The 19,668-nt window shown below is 51.7% G+C and carries 17 protein-coding genes and 1 tRNA gene; 15 read left to right on the top strand and 3 right to left on the bottom strand.

Going from position 1 to position 19,668, the window contains the following annotated elements; translation table 11 throughout:
- The first annotated feature begins 5 nt into the window (after window positions 1-5).
- From LJA86_RS11810 to LJA86_RS11750, 13 genes are all read left to right on the top strand, one after another.
- Complete coding sequence (locus LJA86_RS11810; protein ID WP_229226200.1) at window positions 6-635, top strand: hypothetical protein; 630 nt, start codon at window positions 6-8, stop codon at window positions 633-635.
- Between the two features lie 41 nt (window positions 636-676).
- Complete coding sequence (locus LJA86_RS11805; protein ID WP_229226199.1) at window positions 677-1,885, top strand: hypothetical protein; 1,209 nt, start codon at window positions 677-679, stop codon at window positions 1,883-1,885.
- A complete protein-coding gene (locus tag LJA86_RS11800) occupies window positions 1,882-5,349 on the top strand; it encodes an ImcF-related family protein (RefSeq protein ID WP_229226198.1) in 3,468 nt (1,155 codons plus the stop codon). The genes LJA86_RS11805 and LJA86_RS11800 overlap by 4 nt, the downstream gene beginning before the upstream one ends.
- A complete protein-coding gene (gene tssA / locus LJA86_RS11795; RefSeq protein WP_229226197.1) occupies window positions 5,349-6,950 on the top strand; it encodes a type VI secretion system protein TssA in 1,602 nt (533 codons plus the stop codon). Before LJA86_RS11800 ends, tssA begins: the two co-directional genes overlap by 1 nt.
- A gap of 30 nt (window positions 6,951-6,980) precedes the next feature.
- Window positions 6,981-8,255: a PAAR domain-containing protein gene (locus LJA86_RS11790; protein WP_229226196.1), complete on the top strand. Its 1,275-nt coding sequence runs from the start codon at window positions 6,981-6,983 to the stop codon at window positions 8,253-8,255.
- The gene (locus LJA86_RS11785) at window positions 8,255-8,689 is read left to right on the top strand and encodes a hypothetical protein (RefSeq protein ID WP_229226195.1); all 435 of its coding nucleotides are present in this window, start codon (window positions 8,255-8,257) and stop codon (window positions 8,687-8,689) included. Before LJA86_RS11790 ends, LJA86_RS11785 begins: the two co-directional genes overlap by 1 nt.
- A 137-nt stretch (window positions 8,690-8,826) precedes the next feature.
- On the top strand, window positions 8,827-9,255 hold the full coding sequence (locus LJA86_RS11780; RefSeq protein ID WP_229226194.1) for a DUF1240 domain-containing protein: 429 nt from the start codon (window positions 8,827-8,829) through the stop codon (window positions 9,253-9,255).
- A 541-nt stretch (window positions 9,256-9,796) separates the two neighbouring features.
- Entirely contained in the window at window positions 9,797-11,551 is a 1,755-nt protein-coding gene (gene tssF, locus LJA86_RS11775) for a type VI secretion system baseplate subunit TssF (RefSeq protein ID WP_229226193.1), read from the top strand.
- Window positions 11,515-12,600, top strand: a complete 1,086-nt coding sequence (tssG, locus tag LJA86_RS11770; RefSeq protein ID WP_229226192.1) for a type VI secretion system baseplate subunit TssG — start codon at window positions 11,515-11,517, stop codon at window positions 12,598-12,600. Before tssF ends, tssG begins: the two co-directional genes overlap by 37 nt.
- A complete protein-coding gene (tssJ, locus tag LJA86_RS11765; RefSeq protein ID WP_048029648.1) occupies window positions 12,578-13,123 on the top strand; it encodes a type VI secretion system lipoprotein TssJ in 546 nt (181 codons plus the stop codon). Before tssG ends, tssJ begins: the two co-directional genes overlap by 23 nt.
- Window positions 13,123-13,578 (top strand): type VI secretion system baseplate subunit TssE, encoded by a 456-nt coding sequence (tssE, locus tag LJA86_RS11760; protein WP_048029649.1) that lies wholly within the window; start codon window positions 13,123-13,125, stop codon window positions 13,576-13,578. Before tssJ ends, tssE begins: the two co-directional genes overlap by 1 nt.
- A gap of 14 nt (window positions 13,579-13,592) precedes the next feature.
- Window positions 13,593-14,063, top strand: coding sequence for a hypothetical protein (locus LJA86_RS11755; RefSeq protein ID WP_229226191.1), 471 nt, complete (start codon window positions 13,593-13,595; stop codon window positions 14,061-14,063).
- Window positions 14,064-14,154: 91 nt separating this feature from the next.
- The gene (locus LJA86_RS11750) at window positions 14,155-15,486 is read left to right on the top strand and encodes a VasL domain-containing protein (protein WP_229226190.1); all 1,332 of its coding nucleotides are present in this window, start codon (window positions 14,155-14,157) and stop codon (window positions 15,484-15,486) included.
- A gap of 49 nt (window positions 15,487-15,535) precedes the next feature.
- Here the strand turns inward: LJA86_RS11750 and LJA86_RS11745 are convergent.
- Window positions 15,536-15,607, bottom strand: a tRNA-Arg gene (locus LJA86_RS11745).
- Between the two features lie 75 nt (window positions 15,608-15,682).
- Window positions 15,683-16,612 carry a formate/nitrite transporter family protein gene (locus LJA86_RS11740; RefSeq protein WP_045908749.1) on the bottom strand — a complete coding sequence of 310 codons (930 nt, stop codon included), beginning with the start codon at window positions 16,610-16,612 and terminating at the stop codon, window positions 15,683-15,685.
- A 315-nt stretch (window positions 16,613-16,927) separates the two neighbouring features.
- Between LJA86_RS11740 and mlaA the strand changes: the two genes are divergently transcribed.
- Window positions 16,928-17,680 carry a phospholipid-binding lipoprotein MlaA gene (gene mlaA / locus LJA86_RS11735; protein WP_023336447.1) on the top strand — a complete coding sequence of 251 codons (753 nt, stop codon included), beginning with the start codon at window positions 16,928-16,930 and terminating at the stop codon, window positions 17,678-17,680.
- A gap of 44 nt (window positions 17,681-17,724) precedes the next feature.
- Here the strand turns inward: mlaA and fadL are convergent, their stop codons facing one another.
- The gene (fadL, locus tag LJA86_RS11730) at window positions 17,725-19,008 is read right to left on the bottom strand and encodes a long-chain fatty acid transporter FadL (RefSeq protein ID WP_045908748.1); all 1,284 of its coding nucleotides are present in this window, start codon (window positions 19,006-19,008) and stop codon (window positions 17,725-17,727) included.
- Window positions 19,009-19,380: 372 nt separating this feature from the next.
- Here fadL and LJA86_RS11725 point away from each other — a divergent pair, with 372 nt between their 5' ends.
- Window positions 19,381-19,665: a YfcZ/YiiS family protein gene (locus tag LJA86_RS11725; RefSeq protein ID WP_229226189.1), complete on the top strand. Its 285-nt coding sequence runs from the start codon at window positions 19,381-19,383 to the stop codon at window positions 19,663-19,665.
- The last annotated feature ends 3 nt before the right edge of the window (window positions 19,666-19,668 follow it).

Below are 19,668 nucleotides of genomic sequence, written 5' to 3'. Positions count from 1 at the left end.
AAGTTATGAAATTGCTATATATATCAGTTTTCCTTAGCGTTAGTTCCTTCGCTATGGCTTCAGCACCAGTTGCTAAAGTGGAAGGTGCCTCAGTAACTAGAGCGTTGACATCAGATTCTAACGCAGATATTTCTTCGTCATCCAATTTTGATGCATGCAATATGCATTTTAGTGATTTTAAATACCTCGCATTGTCTGATGATGAGTACTTCCAAAAAAAATCACCAATATCGGAGTGGACTTGCCTGTATTCTGGTGAAGCATTTGAAGCAGGATATGATGTACAGCAAGTTAACAACATGGGGGTAAGTGTTAGTGCCGCTGATAATAAAATTGTTTATGACTACAAAAATAAGGTATGGAAATCAATTCCGGATGATACATATGTGAAAAATGGGAAGGCAAATCATCTATCTCTATTTCAAGTTAAAAGCAAAGATGCATCTGGTTTTATGGCTGTTAATGCCATGGCGAAACTTAAAGATGGGACGCTAGGCCAGAGTATTTATTTTTGTTTGATACATAAAAATAATGCCCTATGTGGTTCTGGTGTTAATTCTTCGGATAATAAAGGTGAAGATCTATCTAAAGATACATTGAAATTGCTTGAGAGCATTTCATTTGATGGTGACTAGCCTTAGTTAAAATTCGTAAATTTTAAAGCATGAGAATGTGAATGTCGTATTCCCTGAAAGATCTTCCGAAATGTTATCCCCGGCAAGTTCCACCTAAAATATCCCGTTGGCTTGCCGTATTGGTTGCGATGCTGGTCATCAGCGTGATTCTTATGCGCATATTCGGACGATACATCGATAACAGTCACTTCTGGATGTGGGCCATTGGCACACCATTAGTTGTGTGGATTGTGTGTTTCACTATTCGCATGTGGACCTGGTCATTACAGGACAGTAAAGCGAATGGTTTTGACCGGCGTCGAGAGCAATGGATCTTGAGTGAGACCCGTAGGGCTCGTCGTGCGCTTCAGGTGTTGAATACGACATTTATTACAGCCCATCAGGAAGACGAACAGCGTTCTGTCGCTAATGATATGATCAATAATCACAGCATTATCATTTCGCAGTCGGACTGGAAAGGCGAGAAAAGCAGGAGGCTGAGCCGTATTACGGCAGAACCAGAAGATACTCCTGGATTGGTTATCTCACGTTTGTTCTCCGAGCTTATTGCCGATCTTCCAGTTCACCAGTTTCCTGAGAACGCTTCGCTTGTTGTCATCCTCGATGTCTCGTCATCTCTACCGCTCCCTGCTGTCAGAAATATCTGGCAGGAAGCCTGGCAGGAGAGTGGCATAACCTGCGCGCTTGAGTACACAGACAGCAATGGGCCGGGGGTAGTCAACCACTGGTTGGATCACCGCATTAAAGATGATGCGATGTTATTGATTGTAGGCCTCCAGACTGATCCGGTTGTTTCAAACAATACTGCTGAAGCTGCCGTTGCTCTGCTTCTTGGCAACCGCCTGACGCAGGAGGCACTCGAACCTCTCGCGCTGCTGCATCGGCCAGATGCTGCTCCATCAGGCGAACTGAGTGAGGGGATGAAAATGGCCGCCTGGAACGTCCCGCTCAAAGAAAACATCGTAAAAAATTTATGGCTTGCCGGGCTGACGGGTGAGCAGCGCGCAGAAGTTATCGAGTGCCAGAATGCACACCCTGCACAGTCTGTAGAGGACGAAGCAGTCGTTTCGCTCGATATATCCATGGGACATGCCGGCGCCGCGGCCCCCTGGCTGGCTATTGCTGCCGCCACCGAAATCGCCCGACAAACTCAGTCGCCACAGATGATTATCTGCGGTGATACCACACAGAATGTGCTTTGGAGCACGCTCGTTACCCCGATTGCTTCCCGACAGGAGATGGATCCGTGAAGCTACCTTTAGCACCGAAGACTACGGAAGGCCGCTATGTTGCTGTTGCATTGATTTTCTTTTTGCTGTTAGCCGTTATGACGTTCATGCTCTGGAAGCATCCGGATATAGCCGGGATTGAAAACGGAAGTCAGCAACAAATTTACTGGCTTATTGCCGGCGGATGTATTTCAGGCTGCGCCCTTATCGTATCCGTAGTGCTTCTGGCGGCGGTACGCAATGCCGGCAAACAGGAGTTTAATGCGCTTGTCGACAACACCAACGGTGATGATGAGAAAAAGAAGCGGGAAAATGATAAAGCGCCTGTTCACCCTGCGGTGGCCATGTGTAACAAGATCCGGGGACATCTCCGCTCCCGTATTGGCCTTTGCTGGCGTCGTAAAACCCGTCTGCTGTTAATCACTGGCGATGAGGCAACAATCGAACTGCTGGTACCTGGCCTGCAGGAAAACCAGTGGCTTGAAGGTAACCGTACCGTTCTGATTTACGGCGGCAGTCTGACTGCTGAGCCCGATAAGGAAAAATACGCAGCGCTGCGTAAACTGCGCCGCGGTCGTCCACTTGACGGTATTGTACGCGTCATGCCGCGGTCGCTTAATCTCACCCCTCAGATTAGTGATAACGATTTACGCGGACTGGAAAAAATCAGTGAGCTGCTCCGTTATTCCACGCCGGTCTGGCTGTGGCAGTTGTGTGACAGCAAGTGGTCGCAGGCAAAACGCACTGAACAGACGGTAGGGGCCAGTTTCCCACTGCGTGCCAGGCCTGACGATATTACCCGCCAGCTTGAGCTGATGTTGCCTGCCCTGCGAACACAGGGCGTGAGTCAGGTCGCTGAGAACAACGGCCACGATTTCCTGCTGCGTCTGGGCCAGTACCTCAAAGACGGCGGTATCGTCCGCTGGACTCAACAACTGTTGCCATGGTTGGCTGCCTCTCAGCAGCGTGTTCCGTTGCGTGGTCTGATGTTCAGCCTGCCGGACAGTTACCCTGTTCATACTACTGATGGGACAGCCGAACCTGAGAAATATATCCCCGAATCACAACGCCATGCCCTTGCCCTGCCCGCAACATGGCAGGGTATCGTTGATGACTGCATCCGTGTGCGTGGCCGCCGTGTCGGTATGGCCTGGGAACAGACGCTGGCCTGGACGCTGATGACCATCATCGGTATCTGGGGAGCGGGTACACTGCTGTCGTTCGCGGTCAACCGCATGCAGATAGTCTCTGTTGCCGAGCAGGCGCATGCGCTGGTGGAGCATCCTTCCGTATCGGATTACCAGCTCACGGCTCTGCATACCCTGCGTAATGACGCTGGCCGCCTGCAGCACCGTATTCAGGATGGAGCGCCCTGGTACCAGCGCTTCGGTCTGGACCATAACCAGCAGCTGCTCGATGCGTTGCTGCCCTGGTACGGCGTGGCAAACAACCGCCTGATACGCGACCCGGCGAATCAGGCGCTGACACAAAAACTCAGCGCATTGGCAAACTCTGCCCCCAACAGCGACCAGCGTGCACAGCTGGCGAAGCCAGGTTATGACCAGCTTAAAGCCTGGCTGATGATGGCCCGTCCGGATAAAGTCGACGGCGCGTTTTATGCGCAGACCCTGAAAACCGTGCAGCCGACACGAATGGGTATTTCTACCGGTCTGTGGCAAAGCCTGGCGCCGGATTTGTGGGCCTTCTACATTACCGAACTGCCTAAGCAGCCACAGTGGAAAATCACACCGGATGCGCAGCTGGTCAGCCAGAGTCGCCAGCTGCTGCTGCAGCAAATCGGGCGTCGTAACGCTGAAAGCACACTGTATGAAAATATGCTCAAGTCAGTGCGTCGTAACTTCGCCGATGTCTCCCTGGAGGACATGACCAGCGGTACCGATGCGCGTCGACTTTTTACTACCGAGGAGGTCGTGCCGGGCATGTTCACCCGCCAGGCCTGGGAAGGTGGCATTCAGCAGGCTATCGAAAAGGCTGCAAATTCCCGCCGGGATGAAATTGACTGGGTGCTGAGTGATTCCCGTAAAGCCGTATCGGCGGATCTGTCGCCGGAAGCGCTCAAAGCACGCCTGACAGAGCGTTATTTCATTGACTTTGCCGGCAGCTGGTTGAATTTCCTTAACAGCCTGCACTGGAACCCGGCAAACAATATTGCGGACGTTACCGACCAGTTGACGCTGATGAGCGATGTCCGCCAGTCGCCACTGATTGCCCTGATGAATACCCTCGCCTGGCAGGGACAGACAGGTCAGCAAAGCGAAGGTCTTTCGGACTCCATCATCAAATCGGCTAAAGATCTCGTCGGTGGAAAAGATAAACCTGCCATTGATCAGTCTGCGTCAGGGCCGCAGGGGCCGCTGGACGATACCTTTGGCCCGCTGCTACAGCTTCTGGGTAAAAACAAAGGTGGTAACGTCATGTCGGCGGACAACTCCCTGAGTCTGCAGACGTATCTGACCCGTATCACCCGCGTGCGTCTGCGACTGCAGCAGGTGGCCAGCGCTTCTGACCCGCAGGCAATGATGCAGACCCTGGCACAGACCGTATTCCAGGGCAAAAGCGTGGACCTCACCGACACTCAGCAATACGGCAGCCTGATTTCGGCAAGTCTTGGCGAAGAGTGGAGCGGGTTTGGCAGCACTATGTTTGTGCAGCCGCTGACCCAGGCCTGGGAGACCGTACTTCAGCCGTCGGCAGCCAGTCTGAATGACAAATGGAGCCGTTCGGTTGTCGCGAACTGGCAAACTGCCTTTGACGGTCGTTTCCCGTTTGCTGCCAGCAAAAGCGATGCCTCTTTACCGATGCTGGCTGAATTTGTGCGTAAGGACAGTGGACGGATAGAGCGCTTCTTGTCGACAGAGCTCAACGGTGTGTTGCACAAAGAGGGTAGCCAGTGGGTACCGGATAAGGTCAACAGCCAGGGGCTGAACTTTAACCCGGCCTTCCTGCGGGCCATTAACCAGCTGAGCCAGCTGTCAGACATCCTTTTCACCGATGGCAGTCAGGGCATCAGCTTTGAGCTGCAGGCGCGTCCTGTGCCACAGGTGGTGGAGACGCAGCTAACCATTGATGGACAAAAGCTGCACTACTTCAACCAGATGGCCGACTGGCAAAGCTTCCGCTGGCCGGGAGAGACTTACAAGCCGGGAACGATGCTGACATGGACCACGGTCAACGCCGGTGCGCGCCTGTTCGGGGATTACAGCGGGACCTGGGGCTTTATCCGCTGGCTGGACTTGAGCAAGCGTCAGCAGCTTGACCGCAGCCAGTGGATGATGAGCTTTACTGCACCGGATGGTCGCACCCTGCAGTGGGTGCTGCGCTCACAACTCGGAAAAGGCCCGCTGGCGCTGTTGGATCTGCGTGGTTTCACGCTGCCGGATCACATATTCAGTGTCGACAGCGCGGCCACCGCTCAGGCGCTGATGACTAATACGGAAAACAATGACATGGAGGGCGTCGAATAATGAGCACATTGCAGAATTTGGTTACCGCCTGTCAGGCTGACGATGCTCAGCTGCGTGAACAGGCGCAGACGCGCACGGATAACTGGCAGCCCTGGCTTGCTCCGGTAAGCGTAGCCTGTCCGACAGGGGAAGACCCGGGATATGACGATGATTTTCAGCGTATCCGCGAAGAGGTTAATAAGCTCTCCGGGATTGATACTGAACTGATATGCACGCTTGCTGAAAAGTTACTGACCACCACGGCCAAAGACATCCGTATTGCGACCTATTACTGCTGGGCGCGACTGCACCAGGATGGCGAAGCTGGCTTTGCCGAAGGGCTTGAACTGCTTGCCGGATTATTGCAGCGCTACGGCATGCAGCTTCATCCGCAGCGGGACCGAAGCCGCAAGGCTGCACTGGAATGGCTTGCCGGTAGCCGTGTCCTGGACAGTCTGTCACTGTTCCCGGAAGTCATACGCGAGGATGCACAGCGTACCGCCGGGGCCTTGCTGCTCATCAGTACCCGTCTGGAGACCGAGCCGGAAGCATCGCGGCCAGAGCTGAATGCCCTGTACAGCGGGCTGGAGTCTCGCCTGATGAAGGCAGGTGGTGTGGATGCCGTGGTACCGCAGAACGCAGGGAATAAGGCGCAGTCACAGCCCTTTACGCATGCGACCGAGTCAGATACGCCGGTTCTGAACCGCATCACCTCCGGTCAGGATTTGCTGGCCCAGGCCCGTACCCTGACGGGATATCTGCGCGAGCAGCCTGATGGCTGGCTAGCCGCACATCGGCTGATGAAAAGCTTGCGCCATGACACGCTGAGAGCGATCCCTGCACCGGATGCCGAAGGGAAAACACGTATCGAACCACCGCGGGCTGACCAGCGGGCCATGCTTAAACGGTTGTACCTGCAACAGAGCTGGCTGGAGATACTGGAGCAGGCGGACAGCACCTTCTCGCGTGGCGCTAATCACCTCTGGCTGGATTTGCAGTGGTATATCCACCAGGCTCTGGTGAAATTGGGGGACGATGTGCTGGCCGATATCATCATCGCCGATCTGAAAGGGCTGCTGAGCCGTCTCACAGGACTTGAAACGCTGGCCTTTAATGACGGAACGCCGTTTGCCGATGAGGTCACGCTTAACTGGATAAATCAGAGCGTGCTGGACGATTTGTCCAACTGGCGGGATGAGCCGGTCAGTGCTGCTGGTGAGACAGATAACGATATCCTGCTCCTCGAGCCGGAAGCGCTGGATAAAGCGGACACTGACGGTCTGGATGCCACACTTCACTGGCTCCAGACCCGTCCTGGTTGCGACTCTACAAAAGACAAATGGCTGCTGCGCCTGCTGATGGCCCGCATAGCCGAGCAGAAGGGCAAAAATGAACTGGCGCTGCATTTGCTGGGTGAGCTCGACAGTGCCGCACAGTCAATCACCCTCACGCAGTGGACACCGGCACTGCTGTTTGAAGTGAAATCGCGTCGCCTCAGACTGCTGCGCATGAAAGCCACACGCAGTGAAACCGATAAATCACGACTTCAGCCCGAGATGGATTTACTTCTGTCCGGTCTGATTGCGCTCGATCCGGCAAGCAGTGCAGTGCTTTGCGGATAATCCGGACTGAATTCAGCTAGAGGGAAAAATATGGCAGCAGAAGGCTTTTACCTGGTGCAGGGCGACAAGACGACCTGCGGCGGGAAAATCACCACGGGCGCAGAGGATCACACTCTGTTTGATAAACCGGTTGCCCGGGAACAGGACAGCGTGACCTGCGGTAAACATGCCGGGCTTTTCAAGATAGCCGGTGGCATCGACAACGATACCATTCATGACCGGCGAATGGCCGGAACCCTCGACAGCTACAGTACATGCCCCTGTAAGGCTAAGTTTATTCCGTCGATGATGGATGATACGTATGAGAAGAGCAGTGGTGCTTCCTCTGGAGAATCGGCAGCAGGCTTTACAGCGGCTCCGACGCAGACTTCTCCTGAGCTGCCTGGTTATCTGACCGGTGAGCAAAAGCTGACAGGGTTTGTGCCTGATTATCCTGTATTAAGGAATACACATGATCTACCTGACGGCAATTTGAGGGCAATGTTGAATGCGAATAACAATAACGTCATGTTACTTACGTTGGGGGAAGTGTTTGAGTATTTGACATCTATGGGATTCTATAAGTCAGGGTGGTCATTTATTTCCCAAAGCAAACCCGGTGAATTTGTTGTTAACTATGGCACAAGTATAAAAGATGCGTATTCCACCTCGAAAGTATTATATCAGTTAGGTAGCCTTGGTATAACTGCAACTGTGTATGTTAACCACAAGGGAACAGAGCTAATAAAAATAAGTGGTTATGCGGGAATTCGGAAGATATTAAATGCTCCAGTATTCGCTGCAAAAAATCCTAAAATCATCAAATATGGAATAGGGAAATATGGGTTGAATAATGCTATAAAAGAAGGTTTTCTTTTTGGTCTGATTTATGTATCAGTGGCTGATTCCGTAGACTTTATTTTTAATGATGAGACTACGTTGGCAAAGTTTATAGGGAAGTGGGCTGTTGATGTGGTTAAAGTTGGTATTTCGTCAGCGATTACTTGGGGGGCTGGGGCGTATGCTATAGGGGTGTTCTCAACAATTGCAGCGCCAATAGTTGTTGTACTGGTTGCTGGTGCGTTATCCGCATGGGCACTCAATAAATTAGATGATGAGTATAAAATTACAGACAAAGTGATTTCTCTCATTGAATCGGCGCAGCAGGAATTTGTTGAGAAAGCAAAAGAAATGGAGAAAGGCATATGGGATTTGGGAGCAATGTATGTTGATGGTATGCTTACTCGTGGGAAAATGGTTGTTGAATACGAGGTAAAAAAATACATTAGACAATCATTAGACAATTTCTCAAAGGAGTGGTTTTAATGCAGAACTTTCCATTTAAACGCAGGGTTGGAATGTTTTTGGGGATGCTGTGTCTCTATGTGCCTCTGATCTTGGGCGGTGGGTTGCTTTCCTTAACTACGCTTAAAGAATATTTTGCATTTCCATCTGAATTATCATTCTCATCTTTTTTTGTTTATGGTTTTTCTGCTGCATTCATCTTGACTCCTGTCGCATTTTTTTCTTTATGGCCTATTTTTTTTGGGCGCAGAGTTTCAATTGAAATACAAAGATATTTAACCAAATACATGATTGCGATGTTTATTATTACTGTCGCCTTTCAGATTGGATTTAAAGTTTATTTTTCAAATAAGCTTGAGGCTAAAGGATATGTTGCCTGTCAAACCACTCCTAATGCTTGGTTTTTTGGGATGGCAACAAAATATGTAATGCCTCCTGTGACTTGTGATAAGTGATTTTATAGAAGTGCATTTCGCAATGTGAGTTTAATGTACTTAAAGGGAGTTTCTTGAAAACGGTAAGGAAGTTGTTGTGGAAAAACTCAACGCTATATCAGAAAATATCTAATGAGTATCCAGCGGAGGTTGTATTGATGTTTGAAACAAAGGTTCGGCCTGTTTTAGCCATATTGCTCATACTGGGGTTGTGTAGTTTTAGTGTTTACCTTGGGAACGATACATTTAATGAGTATTTTTCGTTTGGTGATAACATCGTTTTTTCGTGGTTGACGGTTTCTTTTATCGCTTTACCTGTGGTAATGATCTTTCCATTTATATATTTCATTTTGCTTTTATTAAAAGGTAAAGAATATGCATTCAAAACGATGGATGTGTATGTGGTATATTTAAAGTGGGGCTGTATTGCTTTAGTAATTATTGGGGTTATGTATTCAGTTTTTTACCCAACAGTTCTGGTAAAAAAAGGATATCTTCGGTGTAGTGGCATCCCGTCAGGATGGATGCCTGGAACGGCAACTCGTTATGTCCGTGATTCGTCTTTGTGCAATGTAAGTGACAAGTAAATACAATGTATCCTTTTAAACAACGAGTCATCGCATTTCTCGGGGTGGTATTCTTCCTGGTGATTTCTATCGGGATTTCATATCTCGGTATTTTTAAGTTGCGTGAATACCTTTCTTACCCCGATGTCGTTAATTTCTCTTTTTGGGTAACTTTTGCTGCCGCATTTTTCTTTTTTTTCACCGTTATTGGTGATGATTTTTCCTGTTATTTTTACTGGGAAGCAGAGAACCATTGCATCAGGTAAAAAATTACTGAAAACCACGTTTATCATCTTTGGGTTAACTGCCCTGGGAATGTTTATCTTTCAAGAAAAATACACAACATCTTTAATGCATAAAGGTTACACAGAATGCCAGGGGATCCCTTCGGGTTGAATGCCTGGCATGGCAAAAAAATATGCCATAGAACCATCCCTTTGTACTCAGCATTGATGGTTCTCTTAACTCATTGATGGTTCTCTTAACTCTATGATTACCTGTGCCAGACTCCCGGAGTCTGCTTCAGTGTTTAACACGCAGCAATTTACTGAGCAGAATAAATATGGATGATTTAACCCTGCGTTATTATGACGCTGAAATGCGCTATCTGCTGGAAGCCGGCGAAGAGTTTGCCCGTGCTCACCCCGAGCAGGCAGCAATGCTCAACCTTGATAAAGCCGGAGCGCGCGACCCGTATGTTGAACGCCTGTTCGAGGGCTTTGCCTTCCTGATGGGGCGCTTGCGTGAAAAGCTCGATGACGACCTGCCTGAACTGACCGAAGGGCTGGTCAGCCTGCTGTGGCCGCATTATCTGCGCACCATACCGTCGATGTCGGTGGTGGAGTTCACCTCTGACTGGCGCGAGATGAAAGAGCAGATGCGCATCGCCAAAGGTTTCGAAGTGAACTCGCGGCCGATCGGCGAGAAGGCCACGCGTTGTCGGTACACCACAACCAAAGAGATCACGCTCCTGCCGTTGTCGCTGGAGCAAGCCCGCCTGTCGACTGACCCTGACGGGCGTTCGGTTATCAGCCTGCGCTTTAACTGTAGCCATCTTGCCGACTGGAGTCGTATCGATCTCAGCCAGATCCCGCTCTACTTCAACGCTGATGCACCGCTGGCCTGCGCCATGCATGAAGCCTTTACCATGAACACAGCGCGCCTCTGGATACGGATGCCGGGCGACATGGACAGAAGACCGCTCGACGGGTATTTCACCGCGCTGGGCTTTGGCGATGATGACGTCCTGTGGCCGAAGGGAAGCAGCAGCTTTAGCGGCTATCAACTGCTGCTCGAGTACTTCACCTTCCGTGAGAAATTCATGTTCACGGGGCTGCGTGGGCTCGAGACCGTGGCCTTTCCGGCTGAGCTCCCATGGTTTGAAATCGACGTGGTGCTGGCAGAACGCTGGGAGCATGATTTCAGCTTTACCGAAAAGCATCTGCGCCTGAACTGTGTGCCGGTGATTAACCTGTTCCCGCTGGAATCCGATCCGCTGACGCTCAATTCCCTGCAGACCGAATATATGCTGCGCCCGATGCGCGTGCAGGATGGCCATACCGAGATATACGCGGTGGATTCGGTGATGTCATCAAGCCAGCATACCTACGTGCCATTTTCAAGCTTCCGCCACAAGGGCGGAATGATGCGTCATGAAGCCCCGGAATATTACTACCACACCCGCGTGCGCCGTGGCCCGTCGGGATTGCATAACACTTGGCTTATCCTCGGCGGGGAAGCGTTTGATAACCACACGGTGCCGGAGGATGAAAGCCTGTCGCTGACGCTAACCGGCACCAATGGCCAACTACCTCGCAGAGCGTTGCAAAGTACCGTGCTCGATACAGTGATGAAAACCACTTCAGCCAGTATCGCCGTGCGCAACCTGTGTGCGCCGACGCTGCCTTGTTATCCCCCGGCACAGGATCGCTTTCACTGGCGTGTGCTGAGCCATCTCGGCAGCGGTTTCCTGTCGATGATGGACAATGCCGACGTGCTGCGCGGCACGCTGGCGCTTTACGAGTGGACTGACAGCGAGATGAACCGCCGTCGTCTGGAGGCGATTATCGATGTGAAGCACAGTGAAACGGAACGCTTTGAGCAGGGATATTTGGTGCGCGGGGTGCAGATTGAGGTGACGCTTGAGAGCAACGGCTTTGCCGGGCGCGGCGATATCTGTCTGTTCGGCGAGATGCTGAGCCGCTTCTTTGCACTGTACACCGATATCTATCTGTTTAACCGCCTGATTATTATCCTGCAACCGACCGGAGAGCGCCTGGAATGGGAAGAGAAGCACAACCGCCGCATTCCCGGCTGACCCCGCGGCTGGAGGCCGATCTTCACCGCATCAACTTTTATCGTTTATGCCAGCTACTGGAGAAGCGCCATCCGGACTGGCCGCTGATGGGCTCTACCAGCCATCCGGCGGATGACCCGGTACGCTTTGCGCCGCACCCTGGAATGGGATTCCCGGCCAGTGAACTGAAGGCTGTCGAGTATGACGAGAATGATGACAGCAGGCCACCGATTATCCGCACGACCTTTATGGGGATGTACGGTGTTGATTCGCCTCTACCGACTGCCTATCTCGATGACATTTCCCAGCGCCGGGAAGGACATGAGGCGCTGCAGGGGTTTCTGGATATTTTCAGTCATCGCATCCTGACGCAGTTTTACCGCGTCTGGCGTAAATACTCGTATCCGGCCACGTTTGAGCCCGGCGGTACCGACAGCATTTCGCAGTCGTTATTGGGTCTGGTTGGTCTGGGAATACCGGGCACTGCGAATCATATAGCCACGCCAGTGTCCCGCTTTCTGGCGCTACTGGGTGTGCTGCAGCAGCCGGGCAAAACTCAGGAAGGGATGCAGGCACTGGTGCGCCTGCTGGCGCCCGATACGACGGTGCAGGTGAGTCCGTATTGTCTCCGGCCTGTAGAGATTGACAGGCCGCTGGGTTTTTACGGTGACGAAGAGTTTCTTCTTGATGGCAATACGCCTCTGGGTGACGAAGCGATGGATGCCGGCAGCCAACTGCTGGTTGCTCTCGCAACGGACAACGAACAGGAAGCGCAGGGCTGGAAACCGGATGGCCAGTTGTACCTGGATTTCCTGGTAATGCTACGGGTATATCTGGGCTGGCGGTTTAAAGCCAGAATTACCCTGACCACTTCCGTACGTCTGCTGGCCGTTCCACCGCTGGGAGAAAATCCTTTCTGGTTGGGGCTGAACGGCGTGCTGGGCGCTGATGATGATAGCCTTCCGGATGATATTCCTGAGACCTTTACGACAGAGCTGGGTTATTACAGTGGCCTGGAGCCTGCAAAAACACAACAAGGAAACAGACGTGTTACGTACAAGTTTAATTAAGACTACGCGTTGGCTGATGCCGCTGATAGCACTCACTCTGACGGGCTGTGGGGTAACGCAGAGCGTCACCGACGGTACCAGATCGGCGTTCAATTCTGTGTTCTATAAAAAAATTAAAATCCTGCATCTGGATTTTACCGCACGTGAAGCGCTGAACACCGACTCCCGTGAAAGTAACTCGCTGTCTCAGCCGGTGGTGATAAGGGTTTACCAGCTTAAAGACCGCAAAACCTTTGATAAGACGGTGTATCAGCAGTTGCTTCAGGATGATAGCACCATTCTGAAAGACGACATGCTGGCCAGTCGTGATGTCGTGGTGAAACCGGGTGGCGATGCAAACCTTGATATGCCAATGGAAGAAAAGGCGCAGTTTGTCGCGGTGGTAGGGCTGTTCCGCCATCCGGATATGGACAACAACGCCTGGAAGCAGGTTATCAAACGCAGTGACCTGGATCCGGATAAACCACGTATCCTGGAAGCAGGTGATAACTCTCTGACGCTGCAACCGCTTAAGGACGACTGATGCCCTACGGACATAACACGCCTTCGCTGTATGAAATGTTAACGGGAAATTTTACAGGTGGCCTCAATCTCAACCAGGTCAGTGAGGAAAATCAGGTCATCCTCTCGGTACTGGATAACATGCAGCGTATCCTCAACTGTCGTGCCGGCACGCTGGCGCATCTGCCTGACTACGGCCTGCCGGATATGACCAAAATCCTGCAGGGCATGCCGGGAACGGCCCATGAACTGATGGGCACTTTGTCTGCCGTCCTGCTCAAGTATGAACCGCGCCTGAAAAAAATAACCGTTGTCCTGCTGGAACAGAACGTCCCCGGCGAACTGCGTTATGCCATTGACGCTGAACTTAAAGGGATTGGCCTGGTGCGCTACGGGACTGAATTTATGCCCGAAGGACGGGTCCTGTTAAGGCATCTCAGGCAACAGCAGTATCTCGACACCACTCTTCATATATAAGGTCCGATAACATCATGTCTGTAAAATTACAGTTCCTGAAGAAGTTGCAGGCACGCCAACCTGCACCTGTTCCTGCCATCAGCAAGAGTCAGGCTGATATTGCAGAGTTTCGCCAGCGAATGGCCCAGCTTCAGGAGCAAATGGACGCGTGGCTGACGGATACGGGACTGAATGTGGAGCCACTGACGGTATCCGTTCCGGATCTGCTGGTGGAGGGCGGGGCTTTTGAGATTTCCGGTATCGTTTTGCGCTATGACAGCCGGGCAGTCAAATTTATGCCGATCTTTCTGTATGGACAGGGCGTCGCCGGTTGTGTCGAGGTGACTTTCTATTCCGGGGACAAGGTGATTTGTCAAGGACGCCTGTTCATGCGGGTGGGGAACGCAAATGGCTGGATCTTTACTCCCCCTGATACCTCATCCCGGTCCGGACAACTATTTGATGAAGGTGTATTTTTCGGTCTGATTTTAGCGCTGCTGCCATAGCGATATTTATGAGTCATTGCACTTTTAAACGCAAAATAGCCCCTCACATCAACTGACGAAATTAACCACACGGATATGCAGGCCCTCCAGGATGACCACACATATAACGTTAAAAACCGGCGGCGACCCGCGCACGCTGCCAGATTACGCCGCCCTCCGCGATGAGCTCAGCAAGCTGACGCATCCTGCTCGCCCGGATGTAAACTGGCAATATGTCGAAAAACGCTGTCTCTCTCTGTTTGAACAAAACGGTGTGGAGTTGCAGACTGCGGCCTGGTACACCCTTGCCCGGACTCACCTGTCTGGATTGGCTGGCCTGAACGAAGGGCTGGCGATTCTGGAGGCCCTGATTAGCCATCAGTGGGACGTTTTCTGGCCGAAGACGTTACATACTCGTCTGGAGATCCTTACCGGCCTGAGCCAGCGACTGCAGCAGCGCATGCGTATGCTTCCACTCAACAACAGCCATCTAAGTGAGCTTTACAGTGCTGAAACGTTGCTTACCCGGCTGAGTGCGGTGCTCCAGCGTCTTGAACTGAAACACCTAAGCCAGTTCGATACGTTACGAACAATGATACGTTCGAATGCTGAACGGCTGGAAAGCAGTAATGACGCATCAGGTCCGAATGCACGCATGATGCCCGGTTGCGAATTACCTCAGGAAAGGGCAGAGCCGGTTGACGACGTGAAATGGGTCTATGTTGTGCAGCCGGAGAATCAGCCTGAAGCAGAGGGGCTTACGACAGCGCACGGGGCGGTCAGACCATGGAAGCCCTTTGTCGCCGGGATGTGTTCTATGCTGGTGGTCTGCGTCGCCGTGGCGTGGGGAGGGGGTTTTCTGTCCAGACCCGATCCCTTAACGACTCAGGCTGTTGCCTCGCTGGCGCCGTTACCTGAAGCGCTTACACCTGCTCAGCAAGAGGCGTTAGCACAGCGAGGCAATTTACCGTCCACGTTTATCATTGAAACGCAGCAGCAGCTCGCCCGACTGGATAAAATGCCCCCTGACTGGAATATTTCATACAGCCTTCAGCTGTTAGCGCAACTCCAGACGGTGCGGCCGGAGGAGGCAAAGCCGCTTGCCGTGCAGTGGCAGCAAAAATTTAACGCGGCAGTGTTGCCTGCTGAGGCCATGAACAGCTGGTATCAGGGAATGATGAAACTTCAGCAACTGAGCCACCGGCTGAGTAGTCTGGATGAGCAAAAGGGAAAATATATCACGGTGAGTGAGCTTAAATCGGTGGTTTTTTCGGCTATACAGTCATTTAACCAAACAATACCGGCTGAAGAACAACTCAGACGCCTGTCACAGCATCCAACAGGAGGTGTGCTTCCTGAAGCCGAAAAGACCCAGCTGGAGTTGCGTCTTAAACAGCTGGCAACGCGTTACGCTCAAATAAAACGGGATTCTTCTTCGCAGTGAATTCTGGGGTGGACAGGCGAATGTGTTCAACAACGCGTGGAGGTCAAAGTGTCCCCTGCAGGAATCGAACCTGCAACTAGCCCTTAGGAGGGGCTCGTTATATCCATTTAACTAAGGGGACGAGGCGGCACGAGTATAGCCTTATTTACACTATGCGTTAAGCGCATCGCCGCCTGACTGCTCAAAGAGTCACCATTCAGGACGATTTTTTTGTCGATTTATCATCATTTTCCCGTGCCTTAAGCTCAGCTTTGCGTTTGTTCGACATGTCGTTACGGATTTGGGCATGGCTTAACAGTGCGAAGATAAACGTTCCGCCGCAGATGTTACCCGCCAGCGTTGGTAGGGCGAACGGCCAGAAAAAATCGCTCCAGTGAAGCGTACCGTTAAAGACCAGATACAGTATTTCAACGGTACCGACCACGATATGCGTGGTATCAGCCAGCGCAATCAGCCAGGTCATCAATATAATCACCACAATTTTGGCGCTCCCTGCTGAAGGAAACATCCAGACCATTGTGGCGATGATCCAGCCGGAGATGATGGCATTCGAGAACATCTCCACCGGCGTGTTTTTCATCACATCCATGCCGATTTTTACAAACGCGTCCCGGGTGGGTTCATCAAAGATCGGCATGTATTCAAACGCCCAGGCCGCGATGCCTGTGCCGATGATATTACCCAGCAGGACGACGCTCCACAGACGCATCAATAAACCGAAGTTGCCGAGGGTAGGGTTTTGCATTACCGGCAGAACGGCGGTCACCGTGTTCTCGGTAAACAGCTGCTGGCGGGCCATAATGACAATCACAAAGCCGAAGGTATAGCCGAGATTCTCGAGTAAAAATCCGCCGGGTACGCCTTCCAGCTGAACATGAAATATCCCTTTGGCGAGCAGAGATGCGCCCATTGAGAGCCCAGCGGCGATAGCTGACCAGAAGAGGGCCATGGCATCGCGCTCCATCTCTTTTTCACCGTCCTGGCGGATATGCTCGTGGATGGCCATCGCGCGGGAAGGCAGGCGATCTTCATCAATTTCTATTTTCTCGCCGCGCGCTTTCTCCTCGCTTTCAATTTCAATTTCCTCATTGCTCTCGCCAATCTTTTCTTCGCCCACTTCTTTCATATCTGCTCCCGGAGGTTGATCTTTCTGTTAAGCGTAGCGGCTTTTGTCGGGATGCCTGTGGGGATGCTCTTAAATTGGCGGCAATGACAACAAAGGTGATACATCTCTTTCAAAGACATTATAAAATTGCCAGCGAAACGAATTCCAAAAGCCAGGCTATGCTGAGATCAGAGTCACGGTGGTTACTGCCCGTAATTGTGCTCATAGACATCGGTAAACGTGCTGTTACAATCGCTTGCACGTTTACAGACGGAGCGTCAACGGCTCCGTTACGGATGGCAATCAACGATAGCCATACTGAACAGGGAGATATTTATGAAACTTCGGCTGTCGGCGCTTGCGCTGGGCGCGACGATGCTAGTGGGCTGCGCCAGCTCCGGGGAGCAAACGGGACGCTCCGATCCTCTCGAAGGATTTAACCGCTCCATGTATAGCTTCAACTACAACGTGCTGGACCCGTATGTGGTTCGCCCGGTGGCAGTGGCATGGCGCGATTATGTTCCACAACCCGCGCGTAACGGATTAAGTAACTTTACCAGCAACCTCGAAGAGCCTGCGGTAATGGTGAACTACTTCCTGCAGGGCGACCCGTATCAGGGGATGGTGCACTTTACCCGCTTCTTCCTGAACTCCATTCTGGGGATGGGCGGCTTTATTGACGTCGCTGGCATGGCGAACCCGAAACTGCAGCGTGAACAGCCGCACCGTTTTGGTAGTACGCTGGGGCATTATGGTGTCGGCTACGGCCCTTACGTTCATCTGCCGTTCTATGGCAGCTTCACCGTGCGTGATGATGGCGGTGATATGGTCGATACGCTGTATCCGGTTCTGTCGTGGCTGACCTGGCCGCTGTCGGTAGGTAAATGGACGGTGGAAGGGATTGAAACCCGTGCGCAACTGCTCGACTCTGACGGTCTGCTGCGCCAGTCTTCTGACCCGTACATTATGGTGCGTGAAGCGTACTTCCAGAATCATGACTTTATTGCCAACGGCGGTAAGCTGAAGCCGGAAGAAAATCCAAACGCGAAGGCTATTGAAAACGAACTAAAAGATATCGATTCCGAGTAAATAAAAAAGGTGAGCAATGCTCACCTTTTTTGATTCCAGTACGATTAGAACGCGTAGTTGAAGTTCGTACCGAACAGCCAGGCTTTACCTTCAGAGGTAAACTCGTAAGGGCCTTCCTGGAACGTGACTTTCTGACCGTGCATATAAGAAACGCCCGCATCGATGGATGCATTCTCGTTGAACGCATATGTCGCGCCAGCACTTAACCAGAAGCGGTCCTGATCCGGAATGGAAATAGAACGCTTGTCTGCCGGAACCGGGCTGTCGTCAAATGCGATACCGGAGCGGAAAGTCCAGTTTTTATCGTAGTAGTAGGTGGTACCCAACGCAATACGATAGGCGTCGTGGAAGCTTTCGTCCTTATAGAACAGCGTTTGACCATTGGTTCCGGTCGCTTTCAGCTCCTGGAACTGGCTCCAGCTGGTATAGGCCAGGCTATAGTGGATCGCCCATTGAGGTGCAACGCGGTTGTAACCGGACACTTCCCACATTTCTGGCAAATGCAGTGACAGTGAACCTGGAACGGTCTGGTTTGACGTTCCCCAAGGAATAGTGGTACCCGCACCAGGAACCAGGTTGTTCACCGGCTTCAGGATGCCGCTCTTGTAATCGCCGTCAAAGTCAATTTTCACTTCGGAACGATAGGTCAGGCCCCAACGGTTGTTTTTGTCCAGCTCGTACAGGATACCGGCGTTCCAGCCATAGCCCCACTCATCACCTTCAAGACTGGCAATTTTATTGCTGTTTTTTGGCAGGCGAGCAGTTTGCTCTCCGGAGTAACGTTCAATTTTGGCATCGGCGTAGACGGCATCAAAGCCCAGACCAAAGCTCCAGTTATCGTTCAGGCGATAAGCACCGCTCAGGTTCAGGTTCAGCGTAGTAAGGTCTGTTTTACCGCCGTATTCACCAGCCGGATAGTTGCTATTGAACTCGGTAGCAAGGCCGTAGTTAGAGGTTACGGATGCTCCCCAGCCAAACTGTTCATTGATAGGTGCAACGAAGTGCAGGTTAGGGACCCATGCTGTTGGGGCAATATTGTCCGCTTTAAGACTCGCACCAGTGAAAGGCGACTTGCCTGAAATGTTGACATCAGGATCGATATAAACCGCACCAGCAGAGAAGGTCGGACGATCAAACATCATGATCAATGCAGGGTTACGACTCGCGTTACCCGCATCATCCGCAATCGCACCTTCCCCCGAATACGCGCGGCCAAGGCCAGAGGAAGAAAATTCGTTTAACTGAAAGCCCGCTGACCATGCGGAAGTGGAGACGAGTGCCACTGCGACTGCCAGCGCAGTCTTGTTGAACAGGGTTTTCTGGCTCATGACCATAACCTCATTGAGTTATTTTTATTCAATAATTGTTACATACCGTAACAGGAGCGCGAAGTGTAGGGTCTGAGGTATGACAGACAAATCAGACCAGTGGCCAGAGTATAGGTCCGACCAGCCTGGATGTTGCAAGTTTGTTTATTAATATTTTCAAACATGTTTCGTGAAACGAGATCTGGTTGGCAAAATTGTGACCATCGCGACTCACCCAAAAGGGTGGTTTTTGTTTTAGATCATTTTTTAGTGTGATATTGGTCACTTATCCGATTTTGCGCCATTAACGGCTGGAGAGAGCCCGAGCCGGGGCGTAAAATAGCAGCATCGTGTTTATCTCGCGCGCTGCGCGAATACAGAGGAAATTGAGCTATGAGTAAATGCAGTGCTGATGAAACCCCGGTTTGCTGCTGTATGGATGTTGGGACCATCATGGACAACACCGATTGCACCGCGTCTTACAGCCGTGTGTTCACCAACCGCGCCGAAGCGGAAGAGACCCTGGCCGCGCTGAGCAAGCGTGCGCGTGATGTTGAATCCGATCCGTGTGAAATCAAGTCGAACTTTACCGAAGTGGAAGGCGGCGTGAAGCTGGACATCGACTTTGTTTTCGCTTGCGAAGCAGAAACGCTGATTTTCCAGCTGGGTCTGCGTTAATCC

The organism is Enterobacter sp. TCD1-1, assembly GCF_020567405.1.
GTDB lineage: Bacteria > Pseudomonadota > Gammaproteobacteria > Enterobacterales > Enterobacteriaceae > Enterobacter > Enterobacter quasiroggenkampii.
The sequence above is the reverse complement of the archived record's forward strand: the minus strand, read 5'-3'. Positions and strand labels throughout refer to the sequence as shown.

Coding starts and splice junctions, on each gene's coding strand:
- LJA86_RS11810 (WP_229226200.1), top strand. CDS start 6: ATGAAATTGCTATATATATCAGTTTTCCTTAGCGTTAGTTCCTTCGCT.
- LJA86_RS11805 (WP_229226199.1), top strand. CDS start 677: ATGTCGTATTCCCTGAAAGATCTTCCGAAATGTTATCCCCGGCAAGTT.
- tssA (WP_229226197.1), top strand. CDS start 5,349: ATGAGCACATTGCAGAATTTGGTTACCGCCTGTCAGGCTGACGATGCT.
- LJA86_RS11790 (WP_229226196.1), top strand. CDS start 6,981: ATGGCAGCAGAAGGCTTTTACCTGGTGCAGGGCGACAAGACGACCTGC.
- LJA86_RS11785 (WP_229226195.1), top strand. CDS start 8,255: ATGCAGAACTTTCCATTTAAACGCAGGGTTGGAATGTTTTTGGGGATG.
- LJA86_RS11780 (WP_229226194.1), top strand. CDS start 8,827: ATGTTTGAAACAAAGGTTCGGCCTGTTTTAGCCATATTGCTCATACTG.
- tssF (WP_229226193.1), top strand. CDS start 9,797: ATGGATGATTTAACCCTGCGTTATTATGACGCTGAAATGCGCTATCTG.
- tssG (WP_229226192.1), top strand. CDS start 11,515: ATGGGAAGAGAAGCACAACCGCCGCATTCCCGGCTGACCCCGCGGCTG.
- tssE (WP_048029649.1), top strand. CDS start 13,123: ATGCCCTACGGACATAACACGCCTTCGCTGTATGAAATGTTAACGGGA.
- LJA86_RS11755 (WP_229226191.1), top strand. CDS start 13,593: ATGTCTGTAAAATTACAGTTCCTGAAGAAGTTGCAGGCACGCCAACCT.
- LJA86_RS11750 (WP_229226190.1), top strand. CDS start 14,155: ATGACCACACATATAACGTTAAAAACCGGCGGCGACCCGCGCACGCTG.
- LJA86_RS11740 (WP_045908749.1), bottom strand. CDS start 16,612: ATGAAAGAAGTGGGCGAAGAAAAGATTGGCGAGAGCAATGAGGAAATT.
- mlaA (WP_023336447.1), top strand. CDS start 16,928: ATGAAACTTCGGCTGTCGGCGCTTGCGCTGGGCGCGACGATGCTAGTG.
- fadL (WP_045908748.1), bottom strand. CDS start 19,008: ATGAGCCAGAAAACCCTGTTCAACAAGACTGCGCTGGCAGTCGCAGTG.
- LJA86_RS11725 (WP_229226189.1), top strand. CDS start 19,381: ATGAGTAAATGCAGTGCTGATGAAACCCCGGTTTGCTGCTGTATGGAT.